Raw genomic sequence first — 22,644 nt, forward strand, 5'->3', positions numbered from 1 at the left:
AAACGCCCGGTTACATTTCGAACCCGGAAGCTAAGCCTTACAGCGCCGATGGTACTGCAGGGGGGACCCTGTGGGAGAGTAGGACGCCGCCGAACAATTCTTGAAGAAAACCCCGCACCTACGGTGCGGGGTTTTCTGCGTTTCCGGGCCTTTTCGCTCCCCCGGAGGGGAGCGATGACGGCATCAGAGCCGGCCGGCCGCCTTCAGCGCCAGGTAGGCGTCGGCGAGTGCCGGTGCCAGGTCGTCCGGAGTGGCGTCGACGACCGTGACGCCGCGACGGCGCAGCTGTTCAGCGGTGCGGCTGCGTTCTGCCTGGGCCTGGGCGGCCGCCGCGGCCTCGTAGACGGCGTCGGTGGTGCCGCGGGCCGCTGCCATACGGACGATGTGCGGATCGGACACCGAGGCCACCAGGACCGTATGGCGCTGGGTCAGCTGCGGGAGGACCGGGAGGAGGCCTTCTTCCACGGGGGCCGCGTCCAGCGTCGTCAGGAGGACGATCAGGGAACGGCGGGGGGCTGTACGTAGGGCTGTTGCGGTCAGGCCGCGGGCGTCGGTTTCGACGAGTTCAGGTTCGAGCGTCGCCATGGCGTTGACCAGGGACGGCAGGAGGTCGCCGGCCGTGCGGCCCTGGACGAGGGCGCGGACGCGGCGGTCGTAGGCGAGAAGGTCGACGCGGTCGCCGGCGCGGGAGGCGAGGGCGGCCAAGAGCAGAGCAGCGTCCAGGGAGGCATCGAGGCGCGGGGCGTCGCCGACGCGGCCGGCCGAGGTGCGGCCGGTGTCGAGGACCAGCAGGATGCGGCGGTCGCGTTCGGGACGCCAGGTGCGGACGGCGACCGTGGTCTGGCGTGCGGTGGCGCGCCAGTCGATGGAACGGGTGTCGTCACCGGGGACGTATTCGCGGAGGCTGTCGAACTCAGTGCCCTCGCCGCGCTGCAGGACGCTGGTGCGGCCGTCCAGTTCGCGCAGGCGTGCCAGCTTCGACGGCAGATGCTTGCGGCTGGTGAACGGCGGCAGGACGCGGACCGTCCAGGGGACCTTGTGGGTGCCCTGGCGGGAGAACAGGCCGAGGGGGCCGTAGGAGCGGACGGTGACGCGGTCGGCCTGGCGGTCGCCGCGGCGGGTGGGGCGCAGGCGGGTCGTGATGCGGCGGCGTTCGCCCGCCGGGACCGTGAGGCGGTGGCGGGAGGCTTCGATCTCCGTGCCGGGGCGCCAGCTGCTGGGCGGCCATGCGTCGCGCAGGTGGGCGCGCAGCGGTCGGCCGCTGGGGTTGGTGACGGTCAGGGTGACGTCGGCGGCGTCACCCAGGCGTACCGACGTGTCGCCCGAGCGGGTGAGGCCGAGGCGGCGTACGGGGGCGGCGAGGGCGTAGTCGCAGGCGCACGCCAGGGCCAGGGTGCCGTTGACCGCGAGGATGCCCGTCCAGCCGGGTTCCAGGATGCCGACGGGGAGGGAGCCGAGGGCCGCGAGGAGCGCGGCGCGTCCGGTGAGGGCCATCAGCGGGGGACGGGGACGTGGGCGAGGATCGCGGTGATGACGGAGTCGGCGGTCACGCCCTCCATCTCGGCCTCCGGGCGCAGTTGCACGCGGTGGCGCAGCGTGGGCAGGGCGAGGGCCTTCACGTCGTCGGGGATGACGTAGTCGCGGCCGGTCAGCCAGGCCCAGGCGCGGGCCGTGGACAGCAGGGCGGTGGCGCCGCGGGGGGAGACGCCCAGGGTGAGGGAGGGCGACTCGCGGGTGGCGCGGCAGATGTCGACGACGTACGCGGCGATCTCGGGGGAGACGGTCGTCTTGGCGACGGCGGCGCGGGCGGCCTCCAGTTCGGCGGCGTTCGCGACGGGGCGTACGCCGGCGGCGCGCAGGTCGCGCGGGTTGAAGCCGGCGGCGTGGCGGGTGAGGACGTCGATCTCGTCCTGGCGGGAGGGCAGCGGGACCGTGAGCTTGAGGAGGAAGCGGTCCAGCTGGGCCTCGGGGAGGGGGTAGGTGCCCTCGTACTCGACCGGGTTCTGGGTGGCGGCGACGAGGAAGGGGTCCGGGAGCGCGCGCGGGGTGCCGTCGACGGTGACCTGGCGCTCCTCCATGGCCTCCAGCAGGGAGGACTGGGTCTTCGGTGGTGTGCGGTTGATCTCGTCGGCGAGGAGCAGGTTGGTGAAGACCGGGCCGGGCTGGAAGGAGAACTCGGCGGTGCGGGCGTCGTAGACCAGGGAGCCGGTGACGTCGCTGGGCATGAGGTCGGGGGTGAACTGGACGCGCTTGGTGTCGAGTTCGAGGGCCGCTGCGAGGGCGCGGACGAGGAGGGTCTTGGCGACGCCGGGGACGCCTTCGAGCAGGACGTGGCCGCGGCACAGCAGGGCGACGACGAGGCCGGTCACGGCGGGGTCCTGACCGACAACGGCCTTGGCGATCTCGGCGCGCAGGGCTTCGAGGGCGGCGCGGGGGTCGCCCGGCGCTCCGGTCTGCCCGGCGTTGTCAGTGGTCGGGTCCATCATGGACGGCGTACCTCTCTTTCGAGGGCGTCGAGTCGGTCGGCGAGTGTGATCAGGGCTGCGTCGTCGCTGGGCGGCGGCCCGAAGAGGAGGGTGTGCAGGTCTTGTTGGCCGTCGCCGAGCAGGCGGGCGGACAGGGCCGGGAGCAGGGTTTCGGGCGTGTGCGCCAGGTTGGTGGGCACGCCGACGAGGGGGGCGAGTCGGGTGCGTGTGGTGGAGCGCAGAGCGGCGGCGGCGCGGTCGCGGGCGTTCGCCTTGCGGTAGAGGCGGGCGCGGCCTTCGGCGGTTTCGGAGGCGCGGATCGCGACGGGGAGTTTTTCGGGGACCAGCGGGCCGAGCCGGCGGGCCCGCCACAGGGCGGCGAGTGCTGCCGCGACGAAGAGTTGCAGGGTGCCCCAGAGCCAGCCGGAGGGGAGCAGGTCGACGAGGGACTTCCGGTCGTCGGGTGCGGTGGCCGAGGTGTCGGAGAGCGAGGGGAGGTACCAGACGAGATGGGGGCGGGAGCCGAGGAGTTGGAGGGCGAGCGAGGCGTTGCCCTGCTCGTCGAGGTGGTCGTTGACGAGGATGTCGGGCGCGCCGAGGACGACGGTGTCGCCGCGCCCGGTGGCGTCCGGGACGCGCACGAGGGTGGCCAGGCCGTCGCTGGGGTAGCACTCGTCGGCACCCGGGCGGGTGGTGGTGTAGCGGATGCCGCCGGTGTCGGCGGTGCCCGCGCGCCGGGCGGCGGGCAGGGCGCAGCCGGGTTCGAGCAGGGAGTCGGCGCTGGTGACGGGGTCGGCGGTGACGCCGGGGGCGAGCCGTTCGACGGAGGTGCTGCCGGCGACGAGGAGGGTGCGGCCGCCCGAGTCTGCCGCCGCGGTGTGCAGTTGACGTTGCTGACCGGGTGTCAGCAGGTCGGGGACGGCGACCAGGAGCGTGGTGTCGGGGCCCGCGGCGTTGCGTGCCGCGTCCAGGGTGGTGACCACGCGCGTGTGCACGCCATGGTCGGCGAGGAGTTCGGCGACGGCGCGGCTGCCGGAGGGGTCGGCGGAACGGGGGTCCAGGGAGCCGTGCTTGGTGGTGGAGCGGACCAGGGCGATCGCAACGGCCGCCGCCAGGAGCACAACGAGCGCGAGGGCGACGCCCCGGGCGCGGGTGAGGACCTGACGTGCGGTGGGCGAGGCCGAGGTGGTCGGGAGGGTGGCCTCGGTGGTCATCCGGCGGCTCCCTGGCGGTCGTCGGGGATCGGGCCGGCGGTGCTGTTCGCGAGCTGGGGCTTGGTGTGTTCGAGGTCGCGGTCGAGTTCGGCGAGGCGGTGGTACGACTGCTCGCTCGCGCTGCGGCCGCCGTATGTGACGTCGTCGAACTCCCGGGCGGCGGCGCGCAGTCGGTCCAGGTGGGCGGGCAGGGCGCGGCCGGCTTCGTCGGCGGCTTCGTCGGCGGTGCGGCCGGGGCGTACGTCGAGCAGGGCGCGCTCTTCCAGCGCGCGGACGATGGCGCGCATGCGTTCCTGGACGGCCTGGTTCCAGTGGCCCTGGGCGGCGTGCGCGTCGGCGGCCGCGCGGTGTTCGGCGGCGCTGCGGGGACGGTCGTCGAACAGGGCGGCGGCGGAGGTGGGCCGGCGGCGCGGGGTGCCCAGGCGCCACCAGAGGGTGGCGAGGACCGCGAGGACGGCGACGACGATGACGACGAGGCCGACGGTGCCGCCGGGCGTCGCGGTGGTGGCGGCGTTGAAGAGGCGGTCCAGCCAGTCCCAGAAGGCGTTCAGGGCGCGCTGCAGCGGGCTGGGATCGTCCTGGTGGTACATCGGCTTGGACAGTTCACGGCGGGCGGCCTCCCGCGCGGGGCCGCGCGGTGTCGTCACCGGGGGCTCGCCGTCGGAGCCGGCGCGCGTGAGCAGGGACGTGCCGCCGGGCAGGCGCAGCAGTGCGTGTACGGCGGTGTCGGCGGCGTGGGCCAGTGTGGTCGCGGCGGCGCGTGCCAGCGTCGCGCCGGCCGTGTCCGCCGTGTGGGCCACAGCCGCTGCGGCCGTGTCGGCGGCGTGCGGCCACGCGGTCACGGCGGTGTCGGCAGCGTGGGGCGGTGCCGTGGCCGCCGTGACGATTCCCCCCGTCAGGCTCACGGCATCAGCTCCTCGGTGTGCTGCCGGCCGGGCCGGTGCTGTGGTCCTGGAGGCCGGCGGCGCGGGCGAGTTCGAGGTCGAGGGCCTCGCGGCGGATGCGCTGGTCGATGTAGAGCAGCACGGTCACGCCGGCGCTGATCGGGAAGGTGATCATGGAGCCGATCACCGAGCCGATGCCGCTGATGATGAGGAACGTCCAGCCGCGTTCGCCCTCCATGAGGCCGGAGACACCGCCCCCGTTCGCGGCGGCGGCGATGAAGGTGAAGGGGAGGACGATGAGCGCCGCGACGATGTTCGCGATGATCGCGGCGAGCAGCTGGATGCCGAAGACCCGCCACCAGGAGCCGCGCACGAGCTTGGCGGAGCGGCCCATCGACTTGCGGATGCCCTGCTTCTCCAGCATCAGGGCCGGGGAGGCCAGGGAGAAGCGGACCATCAGCCACAGGACGACGACGAACGCGGCGAGGCCGCCGAGGGAGGCGAGGCCCGCTCCGGCGTCCGCGTTGCCGCCGAGGGCCACGAGGATTCCGGGGGTGATGCCCACGCCGAAGATGACGGCGCCGATGAGGATGAGGAGTCCGATCAGGCCGAAGAGCCGGGCCAGCTGGGTGCGGGCGTCGCGCCAGGCCTCGGCGAAGGTCACCGGCCGGCCGAGGACGGCGCGGCTGGTCACCGTGGTGAGCAGGGCGGTCGCCGTGACCGTGCCGATCATGGAGATCAGGAAGATGACCGTGGAGTTGAGCATCGTGTCGCCCAGAGCACGGGTCACCTCGCTGAGGGTGGCGCTGGGGTCGTCGAGCGTGTCGCTGCCCGTGGTGTCGAGGACGAGGCCCTGCAACAGGACGGCGAGGACCTCGGTGACGACGGCGACGGACAGGGTGATGCCGAGCACCGTGCGCCAGTAGGTGCGCATGGTGGACACCGCGCCGTCGAGGATCTCGCCGACGCCGAGCGGGCGCAGCGGGATCACGCCGGGCTTGGCCGCGGGCGGGGGACCGCCCCAGCCGCCACCCCAGGCGCCGTGACCGGGGGCGCCGTAGCCGTATCCGCCGGGCGCCCCGTATCCGCCGGGGGTGCCGTATCCGCCGGCCGGGCCGCCGGGGCCCGCCGGGGGCGGGGTGCCCCAGCCGGGGCCCGGCGGTGGGGGCGGCGGGGCCTGGCCCGGGCTCTGCTGCCCGGTCGGCGCCGACCACTGGCCGGCGGGTGGCTGCACCGTGGACCACTTCGCACCGGGGCTCTGCGGGTCCTGAACCGGCTGGTCCGCGGGCTGCTCCGGCTCGGCGGGACGGGACGCGGCGGGCTCGTGCCCGTCGGACGGGGCGGATCCGGGCGAGGCCCAGCCCGGAGTGTCGTTCATCGTCGCTCCTTCACGGTGCCCGTCCGCGGTCGCGGCGGCAGGTTGGCAGCCATCGTGCCATGGGGTGGTCATCCGGGTACCGGCCGAGGTCGGGCCCGCGCATCTTCAATTGTCCGCCGGATACGGGGAAGACTGACGGCATGGCTGATCAGTACGCGCACGCCGACGAACACAGGCAGCTCACCGGGATCCCCGCGATCCGCTGGGAGGAGCCGCCCGAAGGACCCGTCCTGGTCCTGCTGGACCAGACGAGGCTGCCGACCGAGGAGGTCGAACTGGTCTGCACGGACGCGTCCGCGCTGGTGGAGGCGATCCGTTCGCTCGCCGTGCGCGGGGCCCCGCTGCTGGGGGTCGCGGGGGCGTACGGCGTCGCGCTCGCCGCCGCGCGCGGGTTCGACGTGGACGAGGCCGCGACCGCACTGGCCGGGGCCCGGCCGACGGCGGTGAACCTTTCGGTCGGGGTGCGTCGTGCCGTGGAGGCGTACCGGGCGGCGTGCGAGAAGGGCGCCACGCCCGGGCAGGCCGCTCAGGCGACGCTGGCCGCGGCGCAGACGCTGCACCGGGAGGACGCCGAGGCCAGCGTCCGCATGGCCGAGCACGGGATGGCGCTGCTGGAGGAGTTGCTGCCTGCCGGTGGGCACCGGGTCCTCACGCACTGCAACACCGGGGCGCTGGTGTCCGGGGGCGAGGGCACGGCGTTCGCGGTGGCGCTGGCGGCGCACCGGGCGGGGCGGCTGCGGCGCCTGTGGGTGGACGAGACGCGGCCGCTGCTGCAGGGGGCGCGGCTCACGGCGTACGAGGCGGCCCGGCACGGCATGGCGTACACGCTGCTCACGGACAACGCGGCGGGGTCGCTGTTCGCGGCCGGTGAGGTGGACGCGGTGCTCGTCGGGGCGGACCGGATCGCGGCCGACGGGTCGGTGGCGAACAAGGTGGGCAGCTATCCCCTCGCGGTGCTCGCCCGCTACCACCATGTGCCGTTCATCGTGGTCGCGCCGGTGACCACCGTGGACCTGGACACCCCGGACGGGGCGGCCATCGAGGTGGAGCAGCGTGCCGGGTTCGAGGTCACGGAGATCCCGGTGCCGCAGGTGCAGGCGAGCGGGCCGGGCGGCGGGGTGCCGGTGGCGCCGCTGGGCACGCAGGCGTACAACCCGGCGTTCGATGTGACGCCGCCGGACCTGATCACGGCGATCGTCACGGAGGGCGGCGCGCTGTCCCCGGTGACGGGCAAGGGGCTCGCGGAACTGTGCGCGCGATCCCGGGAGGGGGCCGCCGGGTAGGCACGCGGCCGGTGCGGTGCTCTCGGCCACGGCGGTCGTGGGCAGACAGTGACCGGTGAGTACGACTATCGTCACGGGCCAGTGACGTGCCTCACCAGGCGCCCCGGTCACTGTTACGAGAATGGGATGATGTCGTTTATGAAGGGACGAGTCCTTGTCGTCGACGACGACACCGCACTGGCCGAGATGCTCGGCATTGTGCTGCGTGGTGAGGGTTTTGAGCCGTCTTTCGTAGCCGACGGCGACAAGGCGCTGGCTGCGTTCCGGGAGGCCAAGCCCGACCTGGTGCTGCTGGACCTGATGCTGCCCGGTCGGGACGGTATCGAGGTGTGCCGTCTGATCAGGGCGGAGTCCGGGGTGCCGATCGTGATGCTCACGGCCAAGAGCGACACCGTCGACGTCGTGGTGGGCCTGGAGTCCGGCGCCGACGACTACATCGTCAAGCCGTTCAAGCCCAAGGAGCTGGTGGCCCGGATCCGGGCGCGCCTGCGGAGGTCGGAGGAGCCCGCGCCGGAGCAGCTGTCCATCGGTGACCTGGTCATCGATGTGGCCGGGCACTCCGTGAAGCGGGACGGGCAGTCGATCGCGCTGACCCCCCTGGAGTTCGACCTGCTGGTGGCGCTGGCCCGCAAGCCGTGGCAGGTGTTCACCCGTGAGGTGCTGCTGGAACAGGTGTGGGGCTACCGCCACGCGGCGGACACCCGCCTGGTCAACGTGCATGTGCAGCGGCTGCGCTCCAAGGTCGAGAAGGACCCGGAGAAGCCGGAGATCGTGGTGACCGTCCGTGGTGTCGGTTACAAGGCCGGACCGAGCTGACATGTCCAGGGACAGTGCCGCCTCGGCTCCCGGCCGGTCCGGGGTCCGCGCCGGGCGGCCTGTCGGCCGGAAAACGGTCAGCCAGCGCTGGGCACGGCTGCTTCAGGGCGGGCTCCTGCAGGGCGGCGTGCACGGCAGCCCGGTGGTCCGGTTGTTCATGCGATGGATACGCCGTCCGCTGCTGCCGATGATGCGGCTGTGGCGGCGCAACATCCAGCTGAAGGTCGTCGCCACCACGCTGCTGATGTCGCTCGGCGTGGTGCTGCTGCTCGGCTTCGTCGTCATCGGGCAGATGCGCAACGGCCTGCTGGAGGCCAAGGTGAAGGCCTCGCAGAGCCAGGCCGCGGGCGGCTTCGCGGTGGCCAAGCAGAAGGCCGACGAGGCCGCCGCGGGCACCGACGACGGCACCGGTGTCGACACGCGTCCCTCGCAGAACGTCATCGAGTGGATGAGCAACCTCGTCTCCTCCCTCGCCAGCGGCGGTCAGGGCGCCTTCGACGTGGTCACACTGCCCGCGGGTGCCGGCACCGCGGGTGGGCTCGGTCCGCGCGCGTCCGGGTTCGTCAGCCCCTCGGAGAGCGTGCCGGTCGCCCTGCGCGAGCGGGTCGACTCCAGCACGGGGGCGGCGCAGAGCTACACCCGCATCGTCTACAGCAACGGCCGCCCCTCGCAGCCCGCGCTGGTCATCGGCAAGCAGGTCAACGACCCCAACAGTGACCCGTACCAGCTGTACTACCTCTTCCCGCTCACCCAGGAGGAGAAGTCGCTCAGCCTGGTCAAGGGCACGCTGGCGACCGCCGGGCTGTTCGTCGTCGTGCTGCTCGGGGCGATCGCGTGGCTCGTGGTGCGCCAGGTCGTCACGCCGGTGCGGATGGCGGCCGGGATCGCCGAGCGGCTGTCGGCCGGGCGGCTGCAGGAACGTATGAAGGTCACCGGCGAGGACGACATCGCGCGGCTCGGTGAGGCCTTCAACAAGATGGCGCAGAACCTCCAGCAGAAGATCAGCCAGCTGGAGGACCTGTCGCGGATGCAGCGCCGGTTCGTCTCCGACGTCTCGCACGAGCTGCGCACGCCTCTGACGACGGTGCGGATGGCCGCCGACGTCATCCACGAGGCGCGCGAGGACTTCGATCCGGTGACCGCGCGGTCGGCGGAGCTGCTCGCCGACCAGCTGGACCGGTTCGAGTCGCTGCTCGCCGACCTGCTGGAGATCAGCCGCTTCGACGCGGGCGCGGCGGCCCTGGAGGCGGAGCCGATCGATCTGCGCGAGGTGGTGCGGCGGGTGGTCAGCGGGGCCGAGCCGCTCGCCGAGCGCAAGGGCACACGCATCCGGGTGGTCGGCGACCAGCAGCCCGTGATCGCCGAGGCCGACGCCCGGCGCGTGGAGCGCGTCCTGCGCAACCTCGTCGTCAACGCCGTCGAGCACGGCGAGGGCAGGGACGTGGTGGTCAAGCTGGCCGCTGCGGGTGGAGCGGTCGCGGTCGCGGTGCGCGACTACGGCGTCGGGCTCAAGCCCGGCGAGGCGACCCGCGTGTTCAGCCGCTTCTGGCGCGCCGACCCGGCACGCGCGCGTACCACGGGCGGGACGGGCCTGGGCTTGTCGATCGCCCTGGAGGACGCGCGGCTGCACGGCGGCTGGCTGCAGGCGTGGGGTGAGCCGGGCGGCGGCTCGCAGTTCCGGCTGACGCTGCCCAGGACCGCGGACGAGCCGCTGCGGGGCTCGCCGATACCGCTGGAGCCCAAGGACTCGCGGCGCAACCGCGGACTGAACGACGCAGGGTCGGCGCGCGGCGACGCGGAGAAGACGGCCACCGTGCCGGCCCAGCCGGCGGCCGGTGAGCAGCGGCCCGGGCTGCCGTGCCGGGGGCAGCTGCCGCCGCGGCCGACCGGGTCCGCGACCGCGGATCCGACGGCGCTGCCCGGCAACGGCGCGCGTGTGGTGCCCCGGCCCGGTGGCGCGACGCAACGCCAGGACGGGGCGGCGGGTGGGGCGCCCGCCAAGGGCCGGGCGGACGCCGCCGTGGCTCGGCCCGACGACTCGGACACACAAGGGGAGGCCTTCCGTGGGCGCTGACCGCGAGGGGGGCGCCCGGCGCACGCCGGCGCGCGCGGTGGCGTACGCCGCCTGTGGTGTCGTTCTGCTGGCGGGCTGTGCGTCGATGCCCGACAGCGGGGATCTGCGCGGCGTGGAGTCCACGCCGCGGCCGGACTCGCAGGTGCGGGTGTTCGCGATGCCACCCGCGGAGGGCGCACCGCCCGCGGACATCCTGCAGGGCTTTCTTGAGGCGCTGACCAGCGACGATCCCGGCTATGCGACGGCACGGCAGTACCTGACGCCCGCCGCGGCGCGGGCCTGGCAGCCGGGCCGGGCCACCACGGTGCTTCAGGACGGGCCGAGCATGCAGGCCGCCCGCTCCGCCAGCCGGGAGGACGCCGACGACGCCGCTTTCACGCTCACCGGCACCCGGGTCGCGACGCTGGACGCGCAGCAGTCGTACCGGCCCACCGACGGGCCCTACCGGCAGACGGTGCACCTGACGCGGGACGACAAGACGCAGCAGTGGCGCATCGACGGGCTGCCGCAGGGCGTCGTCATGGGCAAGTCGGACTTCCAGCGCAACTACATGTCCGTCAACAAGTACTACTTCGCGTCGAACGTGGCCGCCACGAACGGGGAGACGACGGCCGTCGCCGACCCCGTCTACGTACGCGAGCGGGTGGATCTGATGACGCAGGTCGTGCGCTCCGTGCTGCAGGGCGCCACGTCATGGCTGCGGCCGGTGGTCCGCTCCAGCTTCCCCACCGGTACGGACCTGGCGCGGGGTACGGCCCCCCTGACCCCGGACGACCAGAACAAGCTGACCGTGCCGCTGAACGACAAGGCCGCGCGGGTCGGCCGGGCCCGGTGCGACGAGATGGCGGCGCAACTGCTGTTCACCCTGCAGTACGTCACGCCCACGGTGAGCGAGGTGGAGCTGCGCTCCGGCGACGAACACCTGTGCTCCCTCACCGCCGACCAGGCCGAGGCGGTGGCCGCCCGCGGCTCGACCGCGCACCCCGGCTACGTGTACTTCATCGACGACAAGAGCCGGCTGGTACGGCTGGCCACCGGTGCCGGTGGCACCAGCGCCGAGCCGGTGCCGGGCGCCCTGGGCCAGGGGGTACGGCCGCTGCGGGCGGCCGCCGTGTCGCGCGACGAGCGGGACGCGGCCGGCGTCAGCAGCGACGCGAGTGCCCTGTACGTCGGCTCGCTGGTCTCCAGCAGCTCGCTCGGCAGCGCGGTGGTGACCAGCCACGGCGCGACGCCCGCGGACCGGCTGACGACGCCCAGCTGGGACGCGAACGGCGACCTGTGGGTGGCCGACCGCGACCCTGCCCATCCGCACCTGTGGCTGCTGCGGCAGGGCGGGGGCACACCCGTGGACGTGGCCGTTCCGGGGCTGGACGGGCGCATCCGGGAGGTCCGGGTGGCCGCGGACGGGGTGCGGATCGCGCTCGTCGTGGAGAAGGACGGCAAGCAGTCGCTGTTCGTGGGGCGGATCCAGCGCCCCGACGACAAGGACGCCACCGGGCCCGACGCCGCGCACCCGGCGGTGTCCGTGCTGGAACTGCGCTCCGCCACGCCCGGCCTGGAGGAGATCAAGGCGATGTCCTGGTCCGGCGACAGCCGGCTCGTCGTGGTGGGGCGCGAGGCGGGTGGCGTGCAGCAGATGCGGTACGCCCAGGTCGACGGCTCCACGCCGGAGGGGCCGCCGCCGGCCGCGCTGTCCGGCGTCGAGGACATCGCCGCCTCCGAGGACGACCGGGTGCCGCTGGTGGCGTACTCCGGAGAGGACGGCATCGTGCGGCTGCCGACCGGGGCGCAGTGGCAGAAGCTCGTGAAGGGCGGTACGGCACCGGTGTATCCGGGCTGATCGGAGCGCTGTTGCATCCCGGCTGATCGGAGCGCTCGGGGGTTTTCCACAGGGCGTTGTCCACAGGGGTGGCCGGGGCTTCGCGGGCTTGGCACAGTGGTCGTATGCGGGGGTGGTGGCAGGACCTCACCGACCTGGTGCTGCCGGTCGACTGCGCCGGCTGCGGGCGGCCTCGTGCGGTGCTCTGCCCTGACTGCCGTACGGCGCTGAGCGGGGCCGGGCCGCGCCGGGTGCGGCCGGAGCCGCAGCCGCCGGGTCTGCCGGCCGTGCACGCGGCGGCGCGCTACGCGGACGAGGTGCGGGCGCTGCTGCTCGCGCACAAGGAGCGGGGCGTGCTGGCGCTGGCCCGCCCGCTCGGCGAGGCGCTGGCGGCGGCGGTGCGGGCCGGCCTCCGGCAGAGCGGGGCGTCGGGTGACGCGGTGACGGACGGGTGCGTGCTGCTGGTGCCGGTGCCGTCGGGGCGTACGGCGGTGCGGGCGCGTGGGCACGACCCGGCGCGGCGGATCGCGCTGGCGGCCGCCGGGGAGCTGCGCCGGGGCGGAATGCCGGTGCGGGTCGCGGCGGTGCTGCGGCAGCGGCGGGCGGTGGCCGACCAGGCGCGGCTGGACTCGCGGCAGCGGCTGGCCAATCTCGCCGGCGCGCTGACCGTCGTGCCCGGCGGCGGGCAACTGCTCGCGCAGGGACCGGTGGTGCTCGTCGACGATCTGATGACGACCGGTGCCTCGCTCGGTGAGGCGGCGCGAGCGGTGCGTGATACCGGCGTGTCGCCCGTGTACCCACGAGCCGGTGGGGAAGGACGAGAGGAACACGAAGCCGCTGTGCCGGAAGGGAGACCGCATCGGGCGCACGTGAGGTGGGGAATGCCGGACGGGGACCGTGCGGGGCGTGTGCTCTGCGCGGCGGTGGTCGCGGCCTCTCCGGATGCTTTCGAAGTAAACCGGAACTGATCGAGAACTTGAGTCGTTGCAGGTAATGAGGGGGCAATTCACCTGAAGGGAGGTACACGTCAGGAGAGGGTGACGACATCAGGCCGGGCGAGATATGTTCGGTTGTGAGGGAAAGCCGCAGGCCGTGCCCCTCGTTTCCGAATGCCGTGCCGCGGGTTTTGAGTAATCATCCGCAGCACAGGGGGTGTAGATCTTGCTCATGGGGGAGGAGGAGGTGAAAGTCACCGAGTCCGAGGTTCCGGACCACACCGGAGCCTGGTGCAAAAGGGAGATGCTCCGCCATTGACGCGGGGCGATCCGGGAACGGAGTTCTGCGTGGACATCGTCGTCAAGGGCCGCAAGACCGAGGTGCCCGAGCGGTTCCGGAAGCACGTGGCCGAGAAGCTGAAGCTGGACAAGATCCAGAAGCTCGATGCCAAGGTGATCAGCCTCGACGTCGAGGTGTCCAAGGAGCCCAACCCCCGACAGGCCGACCGATGCGACCGAGTGGAGATCACGCTCCGCTCCCGCGGTCCGGTGATCCGGGCGGAGGCGGCGGCCAACGATCCGTACGCGGCACTCGACCTGGCGGCGGAGAAGCTGGAAGCACGGCTGCGCAAGCAGCACGACAAGCGGTTCACGCGCCGCGGAGCCAAGCGGATCAGCGCGGCAGAGGTCCCCAACCACGTCCCGGGCGTCGCGACGCTCAACGGGAACGGCCACCCCGTTCCGTCGGAAGAGCCGGACAGCGTGCCCACGAAGAAGATCGGCTCCCTCGAGGTGCAGGGCGACGGCCCCCTCGTCGTACGCGAGAAGACCCACGTCGCCGCCCCGATGACACTCGACCAGGCCCTCTACGAGATGGAACTGGTCGGCCACGACTTCTACCTCTTCGTCGACTCCGAGACCAAGGAGCCCAGCGTCGTCTACCGGCGCCACGCCTACGACTACGGCGTGATCCACCTCAGTACCGACACGATGGTCACCGAGGCGTCCTCCATTGACGCGGGCGGTTCGCTGGGCGGTTGACCCTCTGTACGACAGCCGGGCCGGTGCCCCTGGAGCGCGGCGTGCGCCCCCAGGGGCACCGGCGTGCGCCCCTTCGCCCACCGCTGCGTCACCGCGTTGTCGCCCAGGCATGAAATCATGGCCGCAACGGCTCAACCGGTGGGTCGTTGCCTTGGGTTGGCGATGGCACAGGACCACAGGCCACAGCCTTCAGGGGGAGGAACGATGGCGGACACCTTCGGACCGATGCGGGACGAGGACGCCGATGACGGCGTCGTCGGCATGAGCCCGGGCGCAGCGGGCTCCGCACGCAGCGAGCCGATCAGAGTCCTGGTCGTGGACGACCATGCCCTCTTCCGCCGCGGCCTGGAGATCGTGCTCGCGGCCGAGGAGGACATCCAGGTCGTCGGTGAGGCCGGCGACGGTGCCGAGGCCGTGGAGAAGGCGGCCGACCTGCTGCCCGACATCGTGCTGATGGACGTACGCATGCCCAAGCGCGGCGGTATCGAGGCGTGCACCTCCATCAAGGAGGTCGCGCCCAGCGCGAAGATCATCATGCTGACGATCAGCGACGAGGAGGCCGACCTCTACGACGCGATCAAGGCGGGCGCGACCGGCTATCTGCTCAAGGAGATCTCCACCGACGAGGTGGCCACCGCCATTCGCGCGGTGGCCGACGGTCAGTCGCAGATCAGCCCCTCCATGGCCTCCAAGCTGCTCACCGAGTTCAAATCGATGATCCAGCGCACCGACGAACGCCGGCTGGTGCCCGCGCCCCGGCTCACCGACCGTGAGCTGGAGGTGCTCAAGCTCGTCGCCACCGGAATGAACAACCGCGACATCGCCAAGGAGCTGTTCATCTCCGAGAACACCGTCAAGAACCACGTGCGCAACATTCTGGAGAAGCTGCAGCTGCACTCCCGGATGGAGGCCGTGGTCTACGCGATGCGCGAGAAGATCCTCGAGATCCGCTGAGCCTTGGGGCGAGCGGTTACGGCGTTGCCGGTCATCGCTCGGGTGCGTCTCAGGCCGTCAGCCGGGACAGCTCCGCGACCAGCGGCTCGCGCAGCTCCGGAGCCTCGACGCGCTCCACGCGTACGTCCGTGCAGTCCACCCAGGACGCCGCCTCCACCAGGGCCTGCGCGACCGCCGGGACGGCCTTCTTCCCGTCCACGGTGACCTGCTTGGCGACCAGCGTGCGCCCCTCGCGCGCGGGGTCGACCCGGCCCACGAGGCGGCCACCGGCCAGGACCGGCATGGCGAAGTAGCCGTGGATCCGCTTGGGCCGCGGGACATAGGCCTCCAGACGGTGGGTGAAACCGAAGATCCGCTCCGTGCGCGCCCGCTCCCAGATCAGTGAGTCGAACGGCGACAGCAGCGTGGTGCGGTGCCGGCCGCGCGGCGGGGTCTGCAGGGCCGCGGGGTCGGCCCAGGCGGGGCGGCCCCAGCCCTCCACCGTCACCGGCACCAGGCCCGAGTCGGCGATCACCGCGTCCACCTGCTCGCCCTTGAGCCGGTGGTAGTCGGCGATGTCCGCGCGCGTGCCCACGCCGAGGGCTTCGCCCGCCTGGCGGACCAGGCGGCGCACGCACTCGGAGTCGTCCAGCTCGTCGTGCAGCAGCTGCGCCGGGATCGCGCGCTCGGCCAGGTCGTAGACGCGCTTCCAGCCGCGGCGGGTCGCGCAGACCACCTCGCCGTACATCAGCGCGCGCTCGACGGCGACCTTGGTGCCGGACCAGTCCCACCAGTCGTTCGTCTTCTTCGCACCGCCCAACTCCGTTGCGGTCAGGGGGCCGTCGGTGCGGAGCTGCTTGATGACCCGGTCGTAGACATCGTCGGGGAGCTCATGGTTCCAGTGCGGGCGGTTGCGGTAGGCGCGGCGGCGGAAGGCGAAGTGGGGCCACTCCTCGACGGGGAGGATGCACGCGGCGTGCGACCAGTACTCGAACGCGTGCGCGTCCGTCCAGTAGGCCTGCTCGACCGTTTTGCGGCCGACCGCGCCGAGGCGGGCGTAGGGGACGAGCTCGTGGGAGCGGGCCAGGACGGAGATGGTGTCGAGCTGGACCGCGCCGAGATGGCGAAGGACACCGCGGACGGCCGCGCCGGAGGCTGTGCGGCGGGCGTAGGACGGCGTGCCGAGGAGGCCCTGGGCGCGGAGCGTGATCCGGCGGGCCTCGTCTGCGGTGAGCTCTGCGGTGGGGCGCGGGGTCGTCATGTTCGGCACGATAGGCGTGGGGACTGACAGGGCGGGATGAGCTGGGGATTTCCGGAGCGGTGCCGGGTTGCGGGGCCCGCGGCTATGCGCGTCCCGGCAAATACGGCGCCGTCGAGGGCAGGCCCAGGTCCGAGGGGAGCAGGGAGCCCACCCAGCAGTCCCGGCGTACGCCCTTGTTGTTGAGCGCGGAGCGCAGGGTGCCTTCGATGGTGAAGCCGGCCCGTTCCGCCACCGCGCGGGAGGCGTGGTTGCCGACCTCGGCTCGCCATTCGACGCGGTCGACGGACAGGTGGGTGAAGGCCCAGCGGCCGGCGGCGACGGTGGCCTCGGTGAGGTAGCCGTGGCCGCGGTGTTCCTTCGCCGCCCAGTAGCCGATCTCCGTCGTGCCCAGGGAGCGCATCGTCAGGGCGAGCATGCCGGCCAGTTCGCCGCCGGGCAGGAACACGCCGAAGGTGCACACCGAGGCGTCGGCCCAGCCCTCGGGGACCATCTGCTCGGTGAAGGCACGCGCGTGCTCCGGGAGGTAGGGGGAGGGGATGGTCGTCCAGCGCTGGATGTCCGGGTCCTGCACGGCGGCGTACACCGCGTCGGTGTCCTGCGGCCCCACCGTGCGCAGGACGAGGCGGTCGGTGGCGAGCGTGACGGGTTCCATCGGCCGATTCTGCTCGGGTCGGTCCTCGGACCGCATCCCTTTCGCTCTGAGTGAGCACCCGATCACATTTCGCGCAATTCGTCGGCGGCGTCCGGCACCATCGGCGCGGCTCGGCCGTTGTCCTCTTTGAAGGAGATTTGAAGCAGAGCAGAGAAGGAGCGGACGGTCCTCGTCACGGCAGGCCTCCCGGCGCGGCGGGGTCCTCGCATACGATGGCCGTTGCTCAGTAAGCCAAGTGGTAACCGACCGTCCCAGGCCCGACCGGCAAGGAGACCAACCCCCGTGTCCGTCCTCTCGAAGATCATGCGTGCAGGCGAAGGCAAGATCCTGCGCAAGCTGCACCGCATCGCGGACCAGGTCAACTCCATCGAAGAGGACTTCGTCGACCTCTCCGACGCCGAGCTGCGGGCCCTCACCGATGAGTACAAGCAGCGGTACGCCGACGGCGAGAGCCTGGACGACCTGCTGCCCGAGGCGTTCGCCACGGTCCGCGAGGCCGCCAAGCGCGTCCTCGGCCAGCGTCACTACGACGTGCAGATGATGGGCGGCGCCGCCCTGCACCTGGGCTATGTGGCCGAGATGAAGACCGGTGAGGGCAAGACGCTCGTCGGCACCCTGCCCGCGTATCTGAACGCCCTGTCCGGCAAGGGCGTGCACATCGTCACGGTCAACGACTACCTGGCCGAGCGCGACTCCGAGATGATGGGCCGCGTCCACCGCTTCCTGGGCCTGTCCGTCGGCTGCATCCTCGCGAACATGACGCCGGCCCAGCGCCGCGAGCAGTACGCGTGCGACATCACCTACGGCACGAACAACGAGTTCGGCTTCGACTACCTGCGCGACAACATGGCGTGGTCGCAGGACGAACTGGTCCAGCGCGGGCACAACTTCGCCATCGTCGACGAGGTCGACTCCATCCTCATCGACGAGGCCCGTACGCCGCTGATCATCTCCGGCCCGGCCGACCAGGCCACCAAGTGGTACGGCGACTTCGCCAAGCTGGTCACGCGCCTCAAGCGCGGCGAGGCCGGCAACCCGCTCAAGGGCATCGAGGAGACCGGCGACTACGACGTCGACGAGAAGAAGCGCACGGTCGCCATCCACGAGTCCGGTGTCAGCAAGGTCGAGGACTGGCTGGGCATCGACAACCTCTACGAGTCGGTGAACACCCCGCTGGTCGGCTACCTGAACAACGCCATCAAGGCCAAGGAGCTGTTCAAGCGCGACAAGGACTACGTCGTCATCGACGGCGAGGTCATGATCGTCGACGAGCACACCGGCCGTATCCTCGCCGGCCGCCGCTACAACGAGGGCATGCACCAGGCGATCGAGGCGAAGGAAGGGGTGGACATCAAGGACGAGAACCAGACGCTCGCCACGATCACCCTGCAGAACTTCTTCCGCCTCTACGACAAGCTCTCCGGCATGACCGGTACGGCCATGACCGAGGCCGCGGAGTTCCACCAGATCTACAAGCTCGGCGTGGTCCCGATTCCCACCAACCGCCCCATGGTCCGCATGGACCAGTCGGACCTCATCTACCGCACCGAGGTGGCGAAGTTCGAGGCGGTCGTCGACGACATCGCCGAGAAGCACGAGAAGGGCCAGCCGATCCTCGTCGGCACGACGTCCGTCGAGAAGTCCGAGTACCTCTCGCAGCAGCTCAGCAAGCGCGGCGTCCAGCACGAGGTGCTCAATGCCAAGCACCACGAGCGCGAGGCGCAGATCGTCGCCCAGGCGGGCCGCAAGGGCGCCGTGACGGTGGCCACCAACATGGCCGGCCGTGGCACGGACATCAAGCTCGGCGGCAACCCCGAGGACCTCGCCGAGGCCGAGCTGCGCCAGCGCGGCCTCGACCCCGAGGAGCACATCGAGGAGTGGGCCGCGGCCCTGCCCGAGGCGCTCAAGCGCGCCGAGGAGGCCGTCAAGGCCGAGAAGGATGAGGTCGAGAAGCTCGGCGGCCTCTACGTGCTCGGCACCGAGCGGCACGAGTCGCGGCGGATCGACAACCAGCTGCGCGGTCGTTCCGGCCGTCAGGGCGACCCGGGCGAGTCCCGGTTCTACCTGTCGCTGGGAGACGACCTGATGCGGCTGTTCAAGGCTCAGATGGTCGAGCGCGTGATGTCGATGGCGAACGTCCCCGACGACGTGCCGATCGAGAACAAGATGGTCACGCGCGCGATCGCGTCCGCGCAGGCGCAGGTGGAGACGCAGAACTTCGAGACGCGCAAGAACGTCCTGAAGTACGACGAGGTGCTCAACCGCCAGCGCGAGGTCATCTACGGCGAGCGGCGCCGCGTCCTGGAGGGCGAGGACCTGCACGAGCAGATCCAGCACTTCATGAACGACACCATCGACGCCTATGTGCAGGCCGAGACCGCCGAGGGCTTCCCGGAGGACTGGGACCTGGACCGGCTGTGGGGTGCCTTCAAGCAGCTCTACCCCGTGAAGGTGACTGTCGAGGAGCTCGAGGAGGCGGCCGGAGACCGGGCCGGCCTGACCGCCGAGTTCATCGCGGAGTCCATCAAGGACGACATCCACGACCAGTACGCGGCGCGTGAGGAGCAGCTCGGCTCCGAGATCATGCGGGAGCTGGAGCGCCGGGTCGTGCTGTCGGTGCTGGACCGCAAGTGGCGTGAGCACCTGTACGAGATGGACTACCTCCAGGAGGGCATCGGCCTGCGCGCGATGGCCCAGAAGGACCCGCTGGTCGAGTACCAGCGCGAGGGCTTCGACATGTTCACCGCGATGATGGACGGCATCAAGGAGGAGTCCGTCGGCTACCTGTTCAACCTGGAGGTCCAGGTCGAGCAGCAGGTCGAGGAGGTCCCGGTCGAGGACGTCGTCCCGGCGGCGGGTGTCCAGGACGCGGTGCCGGCCCAGGCCGGGGCCTCGCGTCCGGAGATCCGGGCGAAGGGGCTGGACGCGCCGCAGCAGCGGAACCTGCACTTCACCGCGCCGACCGTCGACGGTGAGGGCGGCGTCATCGAGGGTGACCTGCCGACCGACGACGACGGGGTGCGGTCCGAGGCGGACGGGCTGACGCGGGCGGAGCGGCGCAAGCAGCGAGGTGGGCGTCGCCGTAAGAAGTGACGTGCGCCGCGCGGGGCTTGACCGTGTGACGTGAGCTGAGGGGCCGGGTACCTGTGAGGGTGCCCGGCCCTTGGTGTTCAGTGGGGCGCGGGGGGCGTTGTTCGGCCGGCCTCGCGGGTCACTCCGTGTCCGGGCGGCGGGGGCCGCCGGTGTCGACCGCGGTGCAGCGCCAGCGGTGGTCCTGGCCGCGTTCCAGGCGGAAGGCGAGGGCGCTGAGGCGGTTGCCCGTGGTGATGCGGGCGAAGACCTCCAGTGCGCCGGGGTGGACCTCGTAGTAGCCGAGGTCGTGGACGACCGGTTGGGGGCCGCGGGCGGTGCGCAACGGGCCGCGTTCGGCGAGCCAGGCCAGTTCGTCGTAGGCGCGGCCGCGGGTGTGGCCGAGCATGAAGTGGACGGGGCGCCGGCCGGTGAGGACGGCCAGGAGGCGTTCGGCGAAGAAGTCCGTCGGGACGGGGGCCGGCGGGGTGGTCGGTGGGCGGGTGTCCGTGGGCCTGGTGCGGGTGCGGGGGGTGCGGCCCGGGCCGGCCGGAGGGCGGGCACCGGACGTCGTGCGGGGCGGGGTGCCGCCCGGGGTGCGCGGGGGAGAGCCGCCCGGCCGGGTGGTGCCGCGGCGGCCGGTCGGGCGGGTGCCGGAGCGGCGCTGCAGCCTGGTCATGACCTTGTTCATACGTGTCCCCGTTTCACGGCGAGCCGGTCGATACCGGTCGGTAACTTCTCGTCACGGATCTTGTACGGCCGGTGAGGGCCGGGCAAGGAGGGAATGCGCCGGGGAGCGGCGGGCGGAAGTTCACTTATCCGGGTGACGTGGCGGGGCCGGCCCCGCCGTGCGGCGGGCGGTGGGGGGTGAACCGGCGGACCGCGGTGGACGCCTTGCAGGGTGGGGACAGGAACCCGAAAGGGGACCGTCGCACGTCGTATCCTGAAGTCCCTTTGACCACGAGAAAGCGGCCGGCCATGCGCGTCTACGTCCCCCTGACCCTCCCCGCGCTCGCCGAGGCGCACAAGTCGGGTGAGCTGGGGGCCGGCGAGCCGGTGACGGCGTACGCGGTCACGCCCGGGCTGCGCGAGTGGTACGTCTCCGACGACATCGAGGAGCTGGAGTACGCGGCGCTGAGCCGGGCCGCGCTGGCCTCGCTGCGGCTGCTCGCGGCAGATCCGGGCGCGGCGCGCCGCCGGGTGGTCGTCGCCGTGGACGTGCCCGACGGCGCGGCGAGCGCCGACCCCGGCCGGGCGCTGGACCCGGTGGCGCTCGGCGAGGTGCGGGTGAGCGGCCCCGTGCGGCTGGGCAAGGCGGCCGCGGTGCACATGGACGCGGACGACGCCGAGGCGGACGTGGCGGCCGCCGCGCAGGCGCTGCCGGCGGCGGAGGACGGGGACGACGACGCGCAGTTCGTGGTGGACGGCGCCGAGGACCATGAGCTGCTGTGGTACGCGACGCAGGAGATCCCGAATCTGGTGCAGGGCGTCTGACCTGCGGCGATCGGGTCAGTCCCCGATTGTCAGTGGGGGCGGGTACCTTTTTGGCATGGGGATGCGAGGAGCGTCGCACATTGTCTGGGACTGGAACGGCACGCTGTTCCACGACATTGAGGCGATCATCGGGGCGACGAACGCGGCGTTCGGCGAGCTGGGGCTCGAGCCGATCACGCTGGAGCAGTACCGCGCGCTGTACTGCGTGCCGGTGCCGAAGTTCTACGAGCGGCTGCTGGGGAGACTGCCCACGGATGCCGAGTGGGAGCTGATGGACGGCATCTTCCACCGGTACTACGCCGAGCACCGCATACGGTGCGAGCTGACCGTGGGTGCGGCCCAGTTGCTGGCCGGGTGGCGGTCGGCGGGGCACAGCCAGTCGATCCTGAGCATGTACGGGCACGATGACCTTGTGCCGCTGGTGCGGACCTTCGGGATCGAGGAGCACTTCCTGCGGGTGGACGGGCGTACGGGGCCGTCCGGCGGCAGCAAGGCCGAGCACATGGTGCGGCATCTGAGTCTGCTGACCGGCGTGGACCCGGCGCGCACGGTGGTGATCGGGGACGCCGCCGACGACGCGCTGGCCGCGAAGCACGCGGGTGTGCAGGCGGTGCTGTACACGGGCGGGTCGCACAGCCGGGCCAGCCTCGAGGGGGTCGGGGTGCCGGTCGTGGACACGCTCGAGGAGGCCGTCGAGGAGGCCCGGCGGATAGCGGCGTGAGGGTCAGGTCACGGGGGCCTTCGCGCGCAGCACGGTGAGGAACTCGCGCATCCAGGTCGGGTGGTCCGGCCAGGCGCGGGAGGAGACCAGTGTGCCGTCGACGACCGCCTCGGCGTCCTGGAAGGTCGCGCCGGCGGACTGCATGTCCAGCTCCAGGGCGGGGTACGCGGTGACGCGGCGGCCACGGAGGCCGTCGATGGCTGCGGTGACGAGCGGGCCGTGGCAGATCTGGGCGACCGGCTTGTCGGTGTCGAAGAAGGATTTGAGGATCTTGCGGAGTTCGGGATCGTTGCGGAGATATTCCGGGGCGCGTCCGCCGGGGATGACGACGGCGGCGTAGTCACCGGGGTCGACCTCCGAGAAGGCGAGGTCGGCGGGCCAGGTGTAGCCGGGCTTTTCGGTGTAGGTGTCGAAGCCGGGTTCGAAGTCATGGACGACGAACTGCAGCTTCTTGCGGGTCGGGGCCGCGATGTGGACCTCGTAGCCCTCCTCGATGAGGCGCTGGTAGGGGTAGAGGACCTCCAGGGACTCTGCTGCGTCGCCGGTGACGATGAGGATTTTCGCGGGCATGTCGGCTGCGCTCCCCTCGGGGCAGTGGCTTCCAA

The 22,644-nt window shown here is 72.1% G+C and carries 19 protein-coding genes and 1 rRNA gene; 11 read left to right on the plus strand and 9 right to left on the minus strand.

All coding sequences use genetic code 11. The features are described from left to right. Positions 1 to 95: ribosomal RNA gene (rrf, locus tag ACF1GV_RS00005) — 5S ribosomal RNA — on the plus strand; the annotation flags it as partial. 88 nt (positions 96 to 183) lie between these two features. Here the strand turns inward: rrf and ACF1GV_RS00010 are convergent. The 5 genes from ACF1GV_RS00010 to ACF1GV_RS00030 all read right to left on the minus strand — a co-directional run bounded on the left by ACF1GV_RS00010 (position 184) and on the right by ACF1GV_RS00030 (position 5,941). Beyond that, entirely contained in the window at positions 184 to 1,494 is a 1,311-nt protein-coding gene (locus tag ACF1GV_RS00010; RefSeq protein WP_391676470.1) for a DUF58 domain-containing protein, read from the minus strand. Further along, complete coding sequence (locus ACF1GV_RS00015; RefSeq protein WP_391678406.1) at positions 1,494 to 2,483, minus strand: AAA family ATPase; 990 nt, start codon at positions 2,481 to 2,483, stop codon at positions 1,494 to 1,496. The genes ACF1GV_RS00010 and ACF1GV_RS00015 overlap by 1 nt, the downstream gene beginning before the upstream one ends. Then, positions 2,483 to 3,679 carry a DUF4350 domain-containing protein gene (locus tag ACF1GV_RS00020; protein WP_391676471.1) on the minus strand — a complete coding sequence of 399 codons (1,197 nt, stop codon included), beginning with the start codon at positions 3,677 to 3,679 and terminating at the stop codon, positions 2,483 to 2,485. Before ACF1GV_RS00020 ends, ACF1GV_RS00015 begins: the two co-directional genes overlap by 1 nt. Then, on the minus strand, positions 3,676 to 4,389 hold the full coding sequence (locus ACF1GV_RS00025; protein ID WP_391678408.1) for a DUF4129 domain-containing protein: 714 nt from the start codon (positions 4,387 to 4,389) through the stop codon (positions 3,676 to 3,678). The genes ACF1GV_RS00020 and ACF1GV_RS00025 overlap by 4 nt, the downstream gene beginning before the upstream one ends. 199 nt (positions 4,390 to 4,588) lie before the next feature. Next, positions 4,589 to 5,941 (minus strand): glycerophosphoryl diester phosphodiesterase membrane domain-containing protein, encoded by a 1,353-nt coding sequence (locus ACF1GV_RS00030; RefSeq protein WP_391676472.1) that lies wholly within the window; start codon positions 5,939 to 5,941, stop codon positions 4,589 to 4,591. A 140-nt stretch (positions 5,942 to 6,081) separates the two neighbouring features. Here ACF1GV_RS00030 and mtnA point away from each other — a divergent pair, with 140 nt between their 5' ends. The 7 genes from mtnA to ACF1GV_RS00065 all read left to right on the plus strand — a co-directional run bounded on the left by mtnA (position 6,082) and on the right by ACF1GV_RS00065 (position 14,863). Further along, positions 6,082 to 7,224: an S-methyl-5-thioribose-1-phosphate isomerase gene (gene mtnA / locus ACF1GV_RS00035; protein ID WP_391676473.1), complete on the plus strand. Its 1,143-nt coding sequence runs from the start codon at positions 6,082 to 6,084 to the stop codon at positions 7,222 to 7,224. A gap of 126 nt (positions 7,225 to 7,350) precedes the next feature. Beyond that, positions 7,351 to 8,040: a two-component system response regulator MtrA gene (mtrA, locus tag ACF1GV_RS00040; RefSeq protein WP_361295716.1), complete on the plus strand. Its 690-nt coding sequence runs from the start codon at positions 7,351 to 7,353 to the stop codon at positions 8,038 to 8,040. Position 8,041: 1 nt separating this feature from the next. Then, the gene (gene mtrB / locus ACF1GV_RS00045; protein WP_391676475.1) at positions 8,042 to 10,114 is read left to right on the plus strand and encodes an MtrAB system histidine kinase MtrB; all 2,073 of its coding nucleotides are present in this window, start codon (positions 8,042 to 8,044) and stop codon (positions 10,112 to 10,114) included. Then, positions 10,104 to 11,954, plus strand: coding sequence for an LpqB family beta-propeller domain-containing protein (locus tag ACF1GV_RS00050; RefSeq protein ID WP_391676477.1), 1,851 nt, complete (start codon positions 10,104 to 10,106; stop codon positions 11,952 to 11,954). The genes mtrB and ACF1GV_RS00050 overlap by 11 nt, the downstream gene beginning before the upstream one ends. A gap of 104 nt (positions 11,955 to 12,058) precedes the next feature. Beyond that, positions 12,059 to 12,901, plus strand: coding sequence for a ComF family protein (locus ACF1GV_RS00055; RefSeq protein ID WP_391676478.1), 843 nt, complete (start codon positions 12,059 to 12,061; stop codon positions 12,899 to 12,901). Positions 12,902 to 13,216: 315 nt separating this feature from the next. Continuing rightward, positions 13,217 to 13,909 (plus strand): ribosome hibernation-promoting factor, HPF/YfiA family, encoded by a 693-nt coding sequence (hpf, locus tag ACF1GV_RS00060; protein ID WP_391676479.1) that lies wholly within the window; start codon positions 13,217 to 13,219, stop codon positions 13,907 to 13,909. Between the two features lie 204 nt (positions 13,910 to 14,113). Continuing rightward, positions 14,114 to 14,863 (plus strand): response regulator, encoded by a 750-nt coding sequence (locus ACF1GV_RS00065; protein ID WP_391676480.1) that lies wholly within the window; start codon positions 14,114 to 14,116, stop codon positions 14,861 to 14,863. A 49-nt stretch (positions 14,864 to 14,912) separates the two neighbouring features. Here ACF1GV_RS00065 and ACF1GV_RS00070 read toward each other — a convergent pair whose 3' ends face one another. Both ACF1GV_RS00070 and ACF1GV_RS00075 read right to left on the minus strand, forming a co-directional pair. Next, positions 14,913 to 16,103: a winged helix-turn-helix domain-containing protein gene (locus ACF1GV_RS00070; RefSeq protein WP_391676482.1), complete on the minus strand. Its 1,191-nt coding sequence runs from the start codon at positions 16,101 to 16,103 to the stop codon at positions 14,913 to 14,915. 82 nt (positions 16,104 to 16,185) lie between these two features. Further along, on the minus strand, positions 16,186 to 16,755 hold the full coding sequence (locus ACF1GV_RS00075) for a GNAT family N-acetyltransferase (RefSeq protein ID WP_391676483.1): 570 nt from the start codon (positions 16,753 to 16,755) through the stop codon (positions 16,186 to 16,188). Between the two features lie 282 nt (positions 16,756 to 17,037). Here ACF1GV_RS00075 and secA point away from each other — a divergent pair, with 282 nt between their 5' ends. Continuing rightward, positions 17,038 to 19,848: a preprotein translocase subunit SecA gene (gene secA, locus ACF1GV_RS00080; RefSeq protein WP_391676484.1), complete on the plus strand. Its 2,811-nt coding sequence runs from the start codon at positions 17,038 to 17,040 to the stop codon at positions 19,846 to 19,848. A gap of 118 nt (positions 19,849 to 19,966) precedes the next feature. On the opposite strand, the gene ACF1GV_RS00085 is transcribed toward secA, so the two are convergent. Continuing rightward, the gene (locus tag ACF1GV_RS00085; RefSeq protein ID WP_391676486.1) at positions 19,967 to 20,515 is read right to left on the minus strand and encodes an Rv3235 family protein; all 549 of its coding nucleotides are present in this window, start codon (positions 20,513 to 20,515) and stop codon (positions 19,967 to 19,969) included. Between the two features lie 287 nt (positions 20,516 to 20,802). Here ACF1GV_RS00085 and ACF1GV_RS00090 point away from each other — a divergent pair, with 287 nt between their 5' ends. Beyond that, positions 20,803 to 21,318: a DUF6912 family protein gene (locus tag ACF1GV_RS00090; protein ID WP_391676488.1), complete on the plus strand. Its 516-nt coding sequence runs from the start codon at positions 20,803 to 20,805 to the stop codon at positions 21,316 to 21,318. Between the two features lie 55 nt (positions 21,319 to 21,373). Next, positions 21,374 to 22,039, plus strand: coding sequence for an HAD family hydrolase (locus tag ACF1GV_RS00095; RefSeq protein ID WP_391676490.1), 666 nt, complete (start codon positions 21,374 to 21,376; stop codon positions 22,037 to 22,039). Between the two features lie 3 nt (positions 22,040 to 22,042). Here the strand turns inward: ACF1GV_RS00095 and ACF1GV_RS00100 are convergent, their stop codons facing one another. Beyond that, positions 22,043 to 22,609 (minus strand): DJ-1/PfpI family protein, encoded by a 567-nt coding sequence (locus tag ACF1GV_RS00100; protein WP_363268729.1) that lies wholly within the window; start codon positions 22,607 to 22,609, stop codon positions 22,043 to 22,045. Positions 22,610 to 22,644: the final 35 nt, after the last annotated feature.

Source organism: Streptomyces sp. NPDC014006 (assembly GCF_043088925.1).
Lineage (GTDB): Bacteria > Actinomycetota > Actinomycetes > Streptomycetales > Streptomycetaceae > Streptomyces.

What these genes read in the sequence shown, in the direction of transcription:
- ACF1GV_RS00020 (WP_391676471.1), bottom strand. Translation starts at nt 3,679, where the DNA reads ATGACCACCGAGGCCACCCTCCCGACCACCTCGGCCTCGCCCACCGCA.
- mtnA (WP_391676473.1), top strand. Translation starts at nt 6,082, where the DNA reads ATGGCTGATCAGTACGCGCACGCCGACGAACACAGGCAGCTCACCGGG.
- ACF1GV_RS00095 (WP_391676490.1), top strand. Translation starts at nt 21,374, where the DNA reads ATGGGGATGCGAGGAGCGTCGCACATTGTCTGGGACTGGAACGGCACG.
- mtrB (WP_391676475.1), top strand. Translation starts at nt 8,042, where the DNA reads ATGTCCAGGGACAGTGCCGCCTCGGCTCCCGGCCGGTCCGGGGTCCGC.
- ACF1GV_RS00030 (WP_391676472.1), bottom strand. Translation starts at nt 5,941, where the DNA reads ATGAACGACACTCCGGGCTGGGCCTCGCCCGGATCCGCCCCGTCCGAC.
- ACF1GV_RS00085 (WP_391676486.1), bottom strand. Translation starts at nt 20,515, where the DNA reads ATGAACAAGGTCATGACCAGGCTGCAGCGCCGCTCCGGCACCCGCCCG.
- ACF1GV_RS00015 (WP_391678406.1), bottom strand. Translation starts at nt 2,483, where the DNA reads ATGGACCCGACCACTGACAACGCCGGGCAGACCGGAGCGCCGGGCGAC.
- ACF1GV_RS00010 (WP_391676470.1), bottom strand. Translation starts at nt 1,494, where the DNA reads ATGGCCCTCACCGGACGCGCCGCGCTCCTCGCGGCCCTCGGCTCCCTC.
- ACF1GV_RS00070 (WP_391676482.1), bottom strand. Translation starts at nt 16,103, where the DNA reads ATGACGACCCCGCGCCCCACCGCAGAGCTCACCGCAGACGAGGCCCGC.
- ACF1GV_RS00075 (WP_391676483.1), bottom strand. Translation starts at nt 16,755, where the DNA reads ATGGAACCCGTCACGCTCGCCACCGACCGCCTCGTCCTGCGCACGGTG.
- mtrA (WP_361295716.1), top strand. Translation starts at nt 7,351, where the DNA reads ATGATGTCGTTTATGAAGGGACGAGTCCTTGTCGTCGACGACGACACC.
- ACF1GV_RS00090 (WP_391676488.1), top strand. Translation starts at nt 20,803, where the DNA reads ATGCGCGTCTACGTCCCCCTGACCCTCCCCGCGCTCGCCGAGGCGCAC.
- ACF1GV_RS00065 (WP_391676480.1), top strand. Translation starts at nt 14,114, where the DNA reads ATGGCGGACACCTTCGGACCGATGCGGGACGAGGACGCCGATGACGGC.
- ACF1GV_RS00100 (WP_363268729.1), bottom strand. Translation starts at nt 22,609, where the DNA reads ATGCCCGCGAAAATCCTCATCGTCACCGGCGACGCAGCAGAGTCCCTG.
- ACF1GV_RS00055 (WP_391676478.1), top strand. Translation starts at nt 12,059, where the DNA reads ATGCGGGGGTGGTGGCAGGACCTCACCGACCTGGTGCTGCCGGTCGAC.